General features: G+C 62.1%; 16 protein-coding genes. All 16 read left to right on the top strand.

The features are described from left to right. The first annotated feature begins 4 nt into the window (after positions 1–4). The 16 genes from nifN to METLW3_RS0117445 all read left to right on the top strand — a co-directional run bounded on the left by nifN (position 5) and on the right by METLW3_RS0117445 (position 12,241). Positions 5–1,402 carry a nitrogenase iron-molybdenum cofactor biosynthesis protein NifN gene (gene nifN / locus METLW3_RS0117520; RefSeq protein WP_024881129.1) on the top strand — a complete coding sequence of 466 codons (1,398 nt, stop codon included), beginning with the start codon at positions 5–7 and terminating at the stop codon, positions 1,400–1,402. Positions 1,403–1,417: 15 nt separating this feature from the next. After that, a complete protein-coding gene (gene nifX / locus METLW3_RS0117515; RefSeq protein WP_024881128.1) occupies positions 1,418–1,828 on the top strand; it encodes a nitrogen fixation protein NifX in 411 nt (136 codons plus the stop codon). Continuing rightward, a complete protein-coding gene (locus tag METLW3_RS0117510) occupies positions 1,821–2,288 on the top strand; it encodes a NifX-associated nitrogen fixation protein (RefSeq protein WP_024881127.1) in 468 nt (155 codons plus the stop codon). The genes nifX and METLW3_RS0117510 overlap by 8 nt, the downstream gene beginning before the upstream one ends. Before the next feature lie 19 nt (positions 2,289–2,307). After that, on the top strand, positions 2,308–2,508 hold the full coding sequence (locus METLW3_RS0117505) for a CCE_0567 family metalloprotein (protein ID WP_024881126.1): 201 nt from the start codon (positions 2,308–2,310) through the stop codon (positions 2,506–2,508). Beyond that, positions 2,508–2,828, top strand: coding sequence for a ferredoxin III, nif-specific (gene fdxB, locus METLW3_RS0117500; RefSeq protein ID WP_083967343.1), 321 nt, complete (start codon positions 2,508–2,510; stop codon positions 2,826–2,828). Before METLW3_RS0117505 ends, fdxB begins: the two co-directional genes overlap by 1 nt. Before the next feature lie 4 nt (positions 2,829–2,832). Further along, positions 2,833–3,510: a nitrogen fixation protein NifQ gene (locus METLW3_RS0117495; RefSeq protein WP_024881124.1), complete on the top strand. Its 678-nt coding sequence runs from the start codon at positions 2,833–2,835 to the stop codon at positions 3,508–3,510. Positions 3,511–3,732: 222 nt separating this feature from the next. Next, positions 3,733–4,053, top strand: a complete 321-nt coding sequence (locus tag METLW3_RS0117490) for an iron-sulfur cluster assembly accessory protein (RefSeq protein WP_024881123.1) — start codon at positions 3,733–3,735, stop codon at positions 4,051–4,053. Positions 4,054–4,075: 22 nt separating this feature from the next. Further along, positions 4,076–5,128 carry a Fe-S cluster assembly protein NifU gene (nifU, locus tag METLW3_RS0117485; protein ID WP_024881122.1) on the top strand — a complete coding sequence of 351 codons (1,053 nt, stop codon included), beginning with the start codon at positions 4,076–4,078 and terminating at the stop codon, positions 5,126–5,128. Positions 5,129–5,138: 10 nt separating this feature from the next. Beyond that, positions 5,139–6,341, top strand: a complete 1,203-nt coding sequence (gene nifS, locus METLW3_RS0117480; protein ID WP_024881121.1) for a cysteine desulfurase NifS — start codon at positions 5,139–5,141, stop codon at positions 6,339–6,341. A gap of 12 nt (positions 6,342–6,353) precedes the next feature. After that, positions 6,354–7,526, top strand: a complete 1,173-nt coding sequence (gene nifV, locus METLW3_RS0117475) for a homocitrate synthase (RefSeq protein WP_024881120.1) — start codon at positions 6,354–6,356, stop codon at positions 7,524–7,526. Continuing rightward, entirely contained in the window at positions 7,523–8,266 is a 744-nt protein-coding gene (cysE, locus tag METLW3_RS0117470) for a serine O-acetyltransferase (protein ID WP_024881119.1), read from the top strand. The genes nifV and cysE overlap by 4 nt, the downstream gene beginning before the upstream one ends. Beyond that, positions 8,263–8,598: a nitrogenase stabilizing/protective protein NifW gene (gene nifW, locus METLW3_RS0117465; RefSeq protein WP_018267935.1), complete on the top strand. Its 336-nt coding sequence runs from the start codon at positions 8,263–8,265 to the stop codon at positions 8,596–8,598. The genes cysE and nifW overlap by 4 nt, the downstream gene beginning before the upstream one ends. A gap of 40 nt (positions 8,599–8,638) precedes the next feature. Continuing rightward, a complete protein-coding gene (locus tag METLW3_RS0117460; protein WP_024881118.1) occupies positions 8,639–9,490 on the top strand; it encodes an electron transfer flavoprotein subunit beta/FixA family protein in 852 nt (283 codons plus the stop codon). Positions 9,491–9,503: 13 nt separating this feature from the next. Beyond that, entirely contained in the window at positions 9,504–10,610 is a 1,107-nt protein-coding gene (locus METLW3_RS0117455) for an electron transfer flavoprotein subunit alpha/FixB family protein (RefSeq protein WP_024881117.1), read from the top strand. A gap of 15 nt (positions 10,611–10,625) precedes the next feature. Continuing rightward, positions 10,626–11,933, top strand: a complete 1,308-nt coding sequence (locus METLW3_RS0117450) for an FAD-dependent oxidoreductase (RefSeq protein WP_018267938.1) — start codon at positions 10,626–10,628, stop codon at positions 11,931–11,933. 14 nt (positions 11,934–11,947) lie between these two features. After that, positions 11,948–12,241 (top strand): ferredoxin family protein, encoded by a 294-nt coding sequence (locus METLW3_RS0117445; RefSeq protein ID WP_024881116.1) that lies wholly within the window; start codon positions 11,948–11,950, stop codon positions 12,239–12,241. The last annotated feature ends 50 nt before the right edge of the window (positions 12,242–12,291 follow it).

Below are 12,291 nucleotides of genomic sequence, written 5' to 3'. Positions count from 1 at the left end.
TCCGATGGCTAGAGTCGAAGTTTCCAAAAAGGCCTGCGCGGTCAACCCGTTGAAGATGAGCCAGCCGATCGGCGGCGCGCTCGCCTTCATGGGCGTTCAGGGATGCATGCCGCTGCTGCATGGGTCACAGGGATGCACATCTTTTGGGCTTGTGCTGTTTGTTCGACATTTTCGTGAAGCCATTCCACTTCAGACGACCGCGATGAGCGAAGTCGCCACGGTGCTGGGTGGTTTGGAGAATGTCGAGGAGGCGGTCGTCAATATCGCGAAACGCGCCAAGCCCGAGATCATCGGGATTTGCTCGACCGGCGTGACCGAGACCAAAGGCGACGACGTAGACGGCTACATTCAGCTCATCCGGCAGCGTCATCCGGAACTCGATCACATGGGCATCGTCTATGTGTCGACTCCCGACTTCAAGGACGCTTTCCAGGATGGTTGGGGCAAGACGGTCTCGAAGCTCATCGAGGCTTTCGTGCCGGCGAATGCAGCTCCCATTCAGCGTGCGCCGCAGAGAGTGAATGTGTTGCCTGGGTGCCATCTAACGCCCGGCGATATCGACGAGCTGCGAGACATTATCGAAAGCTTCGGGCTCGAGCCGACCTTCTTGCCCGATCTCTCGGGATCGCTCGACGGGCATCTGCCCGAGGATTTCACGCCGACGACGCTCGGCGGCACGACTCGTGACGCTATGGCGCAGATGGGTTCCGCCGCATGGACGATCGCGGTCGGAGAACAGATGCGCTTGGCGGCGACGACATTGGAGCGGCGCGCCGGGGTGCCCTTCGTTCTCTTCGATCGCCTCACCGGGCTCGCGCCCAATGATGAGCTTATCGAGTTTCTCTCACGCATCAGCGGCCGTCCTGTGCCGTTGAAGTTCAAGCGGCAGAGAGGGCAGCTCGTCGACGCCATGCTCGACGGACATTTCCATTTCGGCGCCAAGAAGGTGACCATCGGCGCCGAGCCGGATCTTCTCTTCGCGATCGGTTCATGGCTGATCGAGATGGGCGCGAACGTTACGGCCGCGGTGACGACGACCCATTCGGCCGTGCTCGAAAAGCTCGCGATCGATGAGGTTCTGATCGGCGATCTCGAAGATTTGGAAAATCGTTCGAAGGGCGCCGATTTGATAATGACCCATTCGCATGGGCGTCAGGCGTCGGAACGTCTCGGCGTGCCGCTCTTCCGACTCGGCCTTCCGACTTTCGATCGTCTCGGCGCAGGTCACGAGCTGACGGTCGGCTATAGAGGGACGCGGACGCTGATCTTCAATATCGGCAATATGTTCATTTCGCAGGCGCATGAGCCCGGTCCGGACACTTGGCGCCGCGAAGATGAGAATGTCACGCATTTCGGGGGCGAGCCGGCTCCCGAGCGGGTTCAAATAACCGCGATGGCCTGACCACGAGGAGGCAGCATGAAAGTCGCATTCGCCACCCAAGACCTCGAACGCGTCGACGCCCATTTCGGTTGGGCGAAGAATATCGCGATCTACGAGCTGACGGCCGATGGATATAGCTTGGTCGAGACGATCCAGTTCCAGGGCGATCTGCAGGAAGACGGAAACGAAGACAAGCTTCAGCCGAAGCTCGAGGCGATCAAGGATTGCGCGATTCTCTACATTGCGGCGATCGGCGGCTCCGGCGCTGCGCGCGTGGTGGCGTCCGGCATCCACCCGATGAAGGTGGCGCAGCCCGAGAACATCGTCGATCTGCTGGAGAAGCTGAAGGTTGTCCTGCAGGGCGCGCCGCCGCCGTGGCTGCGCAAGGTGATCACGAAGGGCCAGGAACGTACCTTCGATTTCGAGGAAGAGGCTGCAAATGGCTGAGACGGAGACGATTACGGCGAGTGATGCGGCTGACAGCATCTTCGTCAAGGAACTCATCAAGCAGTGGCGCGCGCAGGACACGCACGGCACTTGGGAGAACAAGAAGGACCTCGATCTCATCAAGCCGTATATCGTCGACAAGGAAGCGCGTAAGGCGCTCCCGCTGATCGGCGATCCGGATCCCGAGATCCTCTGGCGCGTCGAGCTCTTCTACAATGCGGTCGCTCTGTCGATCGAGCGCGCCACTGGCGTGATGGTTCAGCCGATGATCAAGATGAGCCACGAAGGCTTTGGTCGTCAGGTTCTCATCGCTGGACGCCTCATCGTCGTCAATAAGCAGCTGCGCGACGTTCATCGTTTCGGCTTCGACAATCTCGACAAGCTGTCTGAGGAAGGCACCAAGCTCGTCAACTCCGGCGTCGAGATGGTCGAGAAGTTTCCGGAAGTCGCGCGTTACTGATTTCGAAGGAGAGTGGAAAATGAGCTCCGTCGACGAGCTGAAGGCCGAGATCAAGAAGCTCTCTGCCAAAGCGACAAATATGAAGATGAATCTGCACGACCTCTCGGAAGAGCTGCCGATCAACTGGGGCACGATTCTCACCGTCGCGCAGGAGGCCTATGAGGCGTATTCGGCTCTCGAGGCCGCGCGCCAGAAGCTCAAGGAATTGGAGACGGCGTGATGGGGGCGTTCAAAACGAGAGGCGGCGCCGATTGGACGCCGTCCTATCTGACAGATATCAACCCCGCGACCTGTATCGGCTGCGGACGTTGCTTCAAGGTCTGCCCGCAGGACGTGATGGCGCTTTATGGCGTCGATGCGGAGGGAACCATCCTCGGAATCGTCACTGACGGTGACGATGACGATGATTTCGACGGCGAGCTCAATCGGAAAATCATGAAGGTCGAAAGGGAGCAGGATTGCATCGGCTGCTCCGCGTGTTCCAAGGTGTGTCCGAAGGACTGCCAGACGCACGTCCCCGTGGACCAGCTGGCCGGCTGATCCGATGGCTTTTCTCTCCGAGGATCGTCGCACGGAGAGCAGGCTCGGGCAGCCCGGTCTGGATTCGACTGACATTTACGTGCGTTTGCGGTCGCGTCCGAGTGATTTCGGACGCGACGACCCGTTTACGGCCCATGTGTTCTGCTGCGTGTTGGCGCTGGGTCTGAGCGAGGCGGCAGGGCGGCCCGGTGGGCTCGCCCAGTCTCTCGCGCTCGGGCGGGAAGAGATGGCCCGGCTGATAGATCGTTGGGCGCCCGAGGCACGTTTGCTGCTGGATTTAGCGGCGGAGCCCGAGGCGATCGAGCTGGATGACGAAGAAGATCAAATTCGGCAACTATTGTTGCGATTTCGCGGCGACGCGTCGGAGGAGTCGGGCTGGCTCGCCTCGATCCTCACAAAACGGTCTATGTCCCCACGGCATTTGTGGCAGGACCTCGGGCTCGCGAAGAGGGACGAGCTCGGCCGTTTGATGCAGGAGCGCTTTCCGAGCCTCGCATCGCGTAATGTCAATCATATGAAATGGAAAAAGTTTTTTTATCGCTCCTTGTGCGAGATGGAAGGCTTTGTTCTTTGCGCGGCCCCGACATGCCGGGAATGCAGCGATTTCCATGACTGCTTCGGCGACGAGAGTGGCGAGAGCGCCTTAGCCCGCCTGTCTCATGGCAAGCCCTCGAATTCCTGATCGATCTCGAGATTTGGCGCCCTTTTTCAGCGACAAATGGCGCTGAAATCGCGGAATTTCGTGCATTTCGAAGGACAATCGCCATCCGTGTCGGAACTCCGACATTGTGGGAATGCGAACAGCCGCGAGCCCTGCGAATCGACTGATTCAGGATGGTAAACCCGTGTGGCATAGCGGTTGCTTCCTCTATGACGGATAGTTTTCCGGGAAGAGGTTAAGCAAATGATCGAACTCACAGACAACGCGCTGAACGCGGTGCGTTCGGCAATTTCGGGCGCCGGGCAGGAGGTCGAGGGTCTGCGCATCATGGTCGAAGCGGGCGGCTGCGCGGGTTTCCAGTATACGATGGGCCTCGTCAATGAGAGCAACCCCGCGGATCATGTCTTCGAGCGCGACGGCGTGAAGGTTTTCGTGGAGGAGGGCTCGCTCGCTTATCTCGACGGCACGCGCGTCGATTTCGTCAGCGGTCTCGAGGGCGCGGGTTTCACCTTCGACAATCCCCAGGCCAAATCCAGCTGTTCCTGCGGCAAGTCGTTCGGTTGATCGTCTTCGGGGGAGAGCGGCGATGTGGGAATATTCCGACAAGGTCCAGGAGCATTTCTTCAACCCTAAGAACGCTGGCGTTCTCGACGGCGCCAATGCGATCGGCGAGGTCGGCGCCCTTTCCTGCGGCGATGCGCTCAAGCTGATGCTCCATATCGACCCTGTGACGGAGATCGTTCTCGAAGCCAAATTCCAGACTTATGGCTGTGGCTCTTCGATCGCTTCCTCCTCGGCTCTGACCGAGCTCGTCATCGGCAAGACGCTCGAGCAGGCGCGGGCGGTCACCAATCGCGACATTGCGGATTTCCTCGGAGGGCTTCCGCCGGAGAAAATGCATTGCGCGGTGATGGGGCATGAAGCGCTTCAAGCGGCGATCGCCAATTTTCGCGGCGAGGTCTGGCGGCCGGAGCACGAGGAGGCGGCGCTCGTCTGCAAATGTCACGGCGTCGATGCGAGGGCGATCGAGCGCGCGATCCGCGACAATGGTCTGTCGACGGTCGAGCAGGTCGGCGCCTTCACCATGGCGGGCACCGGCTGCACGACCTGCTATGAGCAGATCGAAGATATTTTGCTTCGGGTAGCGACCGAGGCTGCGGCTGCGTCTGCCGCTTCAGCGGCTCCGCAGGTGGCGGAAATCGCACGTCCAGAGACGGTGGCGGCCGCTCCGGCTCCGGCTCCTGTCGCGCCGCGGCCGGGCTCGCTCAATCTTTTCAGCGCCGCCGTGCGGGCCGCGTCGACAGCGCCGGCTCCTGCGAAGCCGATCGTGCGGCCAGCTGCGGAATCTTCGCCGCTCTCCCCGGCCTCGCCGCTTCCGCCGCCTTCGGCCGGTATGACGAATCTGAAGAAGATTCGACTGATCGAGGAAACGATCGAAGACCTCCGCGTCTATCTGCGCAAGGACGGCGGCGACTGTGAGCTGATCGACGTCGACGGCTCCAACGTGCTGGTCAGTCTCACCGGCGCATGTGTGGGCTGTCAAATGGCGAGCGTCACTGTCTCGGGAATTCAGGAGCGGCTCATGGCCAAATTGGGCGTGCCGATTCGCGTGATCCCGGTCGGTCGCAACGCTCATTGAGGAGTGCGTCATGAAGGCGATTTATCTCGACAATAACGCGACGACCCGAACCGATCCGTCGGTGGTGGATGCGATGCTCCCCTTCTTCACGGAGCATTTCGGCAACGCCTCTTCGGCTCACTCTTTCGGGGCGGAGGTCGGGACCGCGGTGAAGGCCGCGCGGCAGCAGCTTCAGCAGCTGCTCGGCGCGACGCATGACCACGAGATCATCTACACCTCGGGCGGCACGGAGAGCGACAACGCAGCCATTCTATCGGCGCTCGAGGCGCTGCCGGATCGCAATGAGATCGTGACGTCCAAGGTCGAGCATCCCGCGATTCTGTCGCTCTGCGAGCATCTCGAGAAAACCGGCCGCGCCAAGGTTCATTTCATCGGCGTCGACGGTTCCGGCCAGCTCGATATCGAAGCCTATCGCGCCGCGTTGTCCGACAAGGTCGCCGTCGTGTCTCTGATGTGGGCGAATAATGAGACCGGGACGATTTTCCCGGTCGAAGGCCTCGCCGAGCTAGCTAAGGAGCATGGCGCTCTGTTCCATACAGACGCTGTGCAAGCTGTCGGCAAGACCCCGATCTCGCTCAAGGACAGCGCGATCGACATGTTGTCGCTGTCTGGCCACAAGCTACACGGTCCGAAGGGAATCGGTGCGCTCTATGTGAAGAAGGGCGCGCGTTTCAAGCCGCTGATCCGCGGCGGTCATCAAGAGCGAGCGCGTCGCGGCGGCACGGAGAATGTGCCAGCGATCATCGGCCTCGGCAAGGCGGCGGAGCTCGCGCTCCAGCACATGGCCGAGGAGCAGGGCCGCGTGAAAGAGCTGCGCGATCGGCTGGAGAAAGCGGTTCTGCAGCGCGTTCCCAATTGCATCGTCAATGGCGATCGCCATGACCGTCTGCCCAACACGACCAATATCGCTTTCGAATATGTCGAGAGCGAAGCGATCCTGCTGCATCTCAATCGCGGGGGCGTCGCTGCTTCGTCGGGCTCGGCCTGCACCTCGGGCTCCATGGAGCCGAGCCATGTGCTTAAGGCGATGGAGATTCCCGAGGCTGCGCTGCATGGCGCGGTGCGTTTCTCCTTCTCGCGGGACAATGTGTCCGAGGATGTCGATCGCGTCGTCGAAGCCCTGCCGGGGATTGTCGAGAAGCTGCGCGAGATGTCTCCTTTCTGGGCGGATGCGGAGAAGAAGACCAACGACTCCAAGCCCGTTTTTGCGTGATAGGCGGCTCCCGTGAACGGCGATCAACCCCGCATCTTCATCAATGACACGACGCTTCGCGACGGTGAGCAGGCGCCGGGCGTCGCCTTCACCGCCGCGGAAAAGCTCGCGATCGCGCGCGCTCTTGCGGCCCTCGGCGTCGATGAGATCGAGGCGGGGACGCCGGCTATGGGCCGGGACGAAATCCAGTCGATCGCCGCGATCGCCACGGACGGTCTGCCGTGTCGGGTGATGGCCTGGTGTCGGCTGAGCGAGAGCGACGTCGACGCCGCGCTCGCAGCGAATGTCGCACATGTGAACGTGTCGTCGCCCATGTCGCGATTGCAGATCGGCGTGAAACTGTCGACGGATGTCGATGGCGCGGCGGCGCGGGTGGAGCGTGTGGTCGCCTATGCGCGTTCGAAAGGGCTGACCGTGGCTCTCGGCGGCGAGGATTCCTCGCGCGCCGACCCGCGCGACATCGGTCGCATCGCACGGGCGGCCGCGGCGGCGGGCGCGACGCGTTTTCGCTTCGCCGACACGCTCGGGACGCTCGATCCCTTCGCGACCTATGAGTCGATACGGCGCGTGCGCGAGGAGACCGATCTGCCGATCGAGTTTCACGGCCATGACGATGTCGGCCTCGCCACCGCCAACACGCTCGCAGCGGTGCGCGGCGGCGCGACGCATGCCTCCGTCACCATGCTCGGTCTCGGCGAGCGCGCCGGCAATGCGGCGCTCGAGGAGGTCGCGCTCGCGCTCGGCCATGTCGCGCATGGGCGCACCAATATCGATCTCAAGCGTCTGCAAGGCGTCGCGCGGCTCGTGGCGGCGGCGGCGCGCCGCAAGATCGGCCGCGCCAAGGCGGTGGTCGGGTCCGACATATTCACGCATGAATCCGGCATTCATGTCGCGGCGCTGATGAAGGATGTGCGCACCTATCAGGGCCTCGATCCCGCGCGGCTCGGACGGCGGCACCGCATCATCATCGCCAAGCATTCGGGCTTGAGCGCGATTCAGAAGAAATGCGCCGAGATCGGTGTCGATCTCGACCGTGAGACGGCCGCGCGCCTGCTCGATCATGTCAAGCGTCGCGCTCTGGACCAGAAGGGTCCAGTCAATCGCGGAGAGTTCATTCGTCTCGTCGATCGGGCGCAGGCGGAGGCGGCCATAGCGGCGCGGCATGATGTCGGAGGCGTGTCATGAGTCCCATTTCGATTGTCGACACGCCGCGCGTCGCGCCCAGCAAAGGCCTGTTCGCGCTGATCCGTGAGGATGTCGGCTGCGTCGCGCAGCGCGATCCGGCGGCGCGTAGCACGCTCGAGGTGGTTCTGCTCTATCCGGGCGTGCATGCGCTGATATGGCATCGCATCGCCAATCGCCTGTGGCGCGGCGGCCATAAGTTCTCGGCGCGGGCGCTGTCGTGGTTCGGCCGTCTCGTCACCAATATCGACATTCATCCCGGCGCGACGATCGGCGTACGCTTCTTCATCGATCATGGCGCCGGCGTCGTCATCGGCGAGACGGCGACCATCGGCGACGATGTGACCATGTATCACGGCGTCACTCTGGGCGGCACCTCCTGGTCCGTGGGGCGTCGCCATCCAACAGTCGGCGATGGCGTGCTGATCGGCGCCGGCGCCAAGATATTAGGGCCGATCAGCGTCGGCCCGCGCGCGCGCATCGGCGCCAATTCTGTCGTCATCGAGGATGTTCCGCCAGAGATGACTGTGGTCGGAATTCCCGGCCGCGTGGTGCGCGAGCAGCGGCGCCGCTCGGGGGTCGATGGCCGCATCGATCTCGAGCATCACCTCATTCCCGATCCGGTCGGCGACGCGATCTCCGTGCTCATCGACCGCATCGATTTTCTCGAAGCGCGGCTCGCACATCTACAAGTGCGCGTCAGCGAAGGCTCCCATCGGCAAGTCGGAGACAACAAGCCATGAGCATATTGGACGATCTGCGCAAATTGTCGGCGGCCGAGGAATTCTTCGACCTTCTCGGCGTCGAATACGACCCCAACATCGTGCGGCACTCGCGTCTGCATATTCTGCGACGCATGGGCGAGTATCTTCACAAGGCGGCGCCCGAGGGCGCGTCCGACGACGAGGTGCGCGAAGCCTGCCGTGAATTTCTCGCGAAAGCGTATCAGGACTTCACGAAATCGTCTCCGATCGAAGAACGGCTTTTCAAAGTGCACAAGGACGCTGTAAAGCCGAAAGAGGAGCCGAAGAAGCCCTTCGTGCCGCTCACAACGGTCACGACGTCGAACGGATGAAGATCGAAACACAAGTCGGGATGGCGAGAGGAAGAGACACATGAAGATACTTGTCTGCATCAAGCAAGTTCCCGACAGCGCCCAGATCCGCGTGCATCCCGTCACCAACACGATCATGCGGCAGGGCGTGCCGACGATCATCAATCCCTATGACCTCTTCTCGCTAGAGGAAGCGCTGAAGCTGCGCGACAAATTCGGCGGCGAGGTCACGACCTTGACCATGGGTCCGCCCATGGCCGCCGATGCGTTGCGCAAGACGATGGCGATCGGCGCCGATCGCGCGATTCTGCTCACCGATCGTTTCTTCGCCGGCGCGGACACTCTGGCGACGACCTATGCGCTCGCTCAGGCGATCAACAAGATTCAGAAGACCTGGGGCGCTCTCGATCTCGTCTTCACCGGCAAGCAGACGATCGACGGCGACACGGCGCAGGTCGGTCCGGGTGTGGCGAAGCGTCTCGGCCTTCTGCAGTTGACTTATGTCTCCAAGATCGTCGAAGCCGATGAGGAGAAGCGCGAGGTCGTGATCGAGCGTCGCGCGGAAGGCGGCACGCAGGTTCTGAAGACGAAAATGCCTTGCCTCATCGCCATGCTCGAGGGGACGAACGAGGTGCGTCGCGGCTCCATTTCGGATTCGCTGCGCGCGGCGCGCGCCGATATCATCACCTGGAGCGCGAAAGACGCGGAGATCGAAGACCTCACGAAATGCGGGCTGAAAGGCTCGCCGACGATCGTGAAGAAAGTCTTCGCTCCGCCGGTGCGGACCGATCGCGCGGCCTTCGTGGAGCCGGGAAAGAACGCGGGCGATTCCGCCGACGTGCTGATCGAGGCGATCTTCAAGCGCCATCCTGCGCTCGAGGACGACATGACGAAACTGGCCAGTGGGTTCTAAAGGAGAAGCGAAAATGTCCGACAAGCCCGCCCCCGCCGCGCCGCAGCAGAGCCGCGCCAGCGCGAAAAAGGAGCTCCCGGAGCATTTCCGCGGCTACAAGCACGTCTGGGTGTTCGTCGAGCTGGAGCGCGGCGAGGTGCATCCGGTGTCCTGGGAGCTGCTCGGCGCCGGCCGCAAGCTCGCGGATCAGCTGAACGTCGATCTCGCCGCCGTCGTGCTCGGCTCGCCGGGAGACGCCACGCGCAAGGCCGTCAACGAGTCCTTCTTCTACGGGGCCGATCTCGCCTATCTCGTCGAGGATTCGATCCTCGGCGATTATCGCAACGAGCCTTACTCGAAGGCCGTCACGCAGCTCGTCAACACGCATAAGCCCGAGATCCTGCTGCTGGGCGCGACGACGCTCGGCCGCGATCTCGCCGGCTCGGTGGCGACGACCTTGCTCACCGGCCTCACCGCCGATTGCACCGAGCTCGCGGTCGACGCCGATGGTTCGCTGGCGGCGACGCGGCCGACCTTCGGCGGCTCGCTGCTCTGCACGATCTATACGTTGAACTATCGGCCGCAGATGGCGACCGTGCGTCCGCGTCAGCTGCCGACTCCTGTGCGCGACGAGACGCGCACAGGTCGTGTGATCGAGTTCAAAGCCGATCTCGACGAAGACACGATCATCACCAAGCTGCTGAAGTTCATTCCGGACCGCGAGTCGGCGAAGAGCAATCTCGCTTTTGCCGATGTCGTCGTCGCCGGCGGGCTCGGCCTGCAGAGCGCGGAGAATTATCAGCTCGTGCGCAATCTCGCGACCGTGCTCGGCGCCGAGTTCGGCGGCTCGCGTCCTCTGGTGCAGAAGGGCTGGATCAGCTCCGATCGCCAGATCGGCCAGACCGGCAAGTCGATCCGTCCCAAGCTCTATATCGCCGCCGGCATCTCCGGCGCGATCCAGCATCGCGTCGGCGTCGAAGGCGCCGATTGCATCGTCGCGATCAACACCGACAAGAATGCGCCCATCTTCGACTTCGCGCATATCGGCATAGTGACCGACGCCATTCGCCTGCTGCCGGCGCTGACCGAAGCATTCCGCAAACGTCTCTCGCCCGAGAACGCAGACCGGCTCGCCGGCTAACCCGAGGAGATCATCATGATCGAAGAGAAATTCGACGCGATCGTCATCGGGGCCGGCATGGCCGGCAACGCTGCGGCCTATACGATGGCCTCGCGCGGTCTGAACGTCCTGCAGCTGGAGCGCGGCGAATACGCCGGCTCCAAAAATGTGCAGGGCGGCATTCTCTATGCCGACATGCTGGAGAAGATCATTCCGGATTTCCGCGAGGAGGCGCCGCTTGAGCGGCATCTCATCGAGCAGCGGTTCTGGATGATGACCGACCGCTCGCATACGGGCATGCAATATCGTTCGGATGACTTCAACGAAGAGAAGCCGAACCGCTACACGATCATCCGCTCCCAGTTCGATCGCTGGTTCAACAAGCAGGTGCAGGGCGCGGGCGCGATCGTCATCAGCGAGACGACCGTCACCGAGCTGGTCAGCGACGCTTATGGCAAGGTGATCGGCGTGCGCACGGATCGCGCCGGCGGCACGGTCTTCGCCGATGTCGTCGTGCTGGCGGAAGGCGTCAACGGCCTGCTCGGCGCGCGCGCTGGTCTGCGGCCGACGCCGCGGCCCGAGCATGTCGCGCTCGCCGTGAAAGAAATGCATTTTCTCCCGCGCGAGACGCTCGAAGCCCGCTTCAATCTGCATGGCGACGAAGGCGTCGTGATCGAGGCGGCCGGCACCATCTCCAAGGGGATGACCGGCATGGGCTTCGTCTATACGAACAAAGAGAGCATTTCTGTCGGGTTTGGCTGCCTGGTGTCGGATTTCGCCGAAAACCAGGAGACGCCCTACGGCATGCTGGAGAATTTCAAAAAGCATCCGTCGATCGCGCCGCTGCTCGAGGGCTCGGAAGTGAAGGAATATGCCGCGCATCTCATTCCCGAGGGCGGCTTCAACACGATTCCGGAGCTGTTCGGCGATGGTTGGGTTGTCGTCGGCGACGCCGCGCAGCTCAACAATGCGATCCATAGAGAAGGCTCGAATCTTGCTATGACGTCCGGCAGGCTCGCGGGCGAGGCGATTTTCCAGGTGAAGTCCCGCCGCGATCCAATGACGAAGCAGAATCTGGCGCTCTACAAAAAATTCCTCGATGACAGCTTCGTCATGAAGGATCTGAAGAAATACAAGGACATGCCGGCGTTGCTGCATACGCAGGCGCAGAATTTCTTCCTCACCTATCCGACACTCGTGTCGAAGGCGATGGAGAATTTCCTACGCGTCGACGGCACGCCGAAGATCGAGAAGGAAAAGGCGTCAGTCCGTGCTTTCCGTGAGAAGCGCTCGCTGACGGGACTGTTCGGAGATGCATGGCGTCTGGCGCGCGCCTGGCGCTGAGAGGAGGAATCGCGATGTCGACGCAAGCTGCGCGAGTCGAGGAGAAGCTGTTCCAGAACCGCTATCTCGTCGATCAAGGAAAACCCCATATAGTCGTGCAACCGCACACGACGCCGTCCAAGAATCTCGTGGCGATGACCAAGATCTGCCCGGCTGGCTGCTATGAGCAGAACGCCTCGGGCCAGGTCGAGATCACGCCGGACGGTTGTCTGGAATGCGGCACTTGTCGTGTTCTCTGCGAGCCGCAGGGCGATATCGTGTGGAACTATCCGCGCGGCGGCTATGGCGTGCTGTTCAAATTCGGCTGAGCGCGACCGACGCGCCGCGCGTCGGCGCGTCGGCGAAGTGTGCATTTCCA

Origin of the sequence: Methylosinus sp. LW3, assembly GCF_000527115.1 — a bacterium.
GTDB lineage: Bacteria > Pseudomonadota > Alphaproteobacteria > Rhizobiales > Beijerinckiaceae > Methylosinus.
The sequence above is the reverse complement of the archived record's forward strand: the minus strand, read 5'-3'. Positions and strand labels throughout refer to the sequence as shown.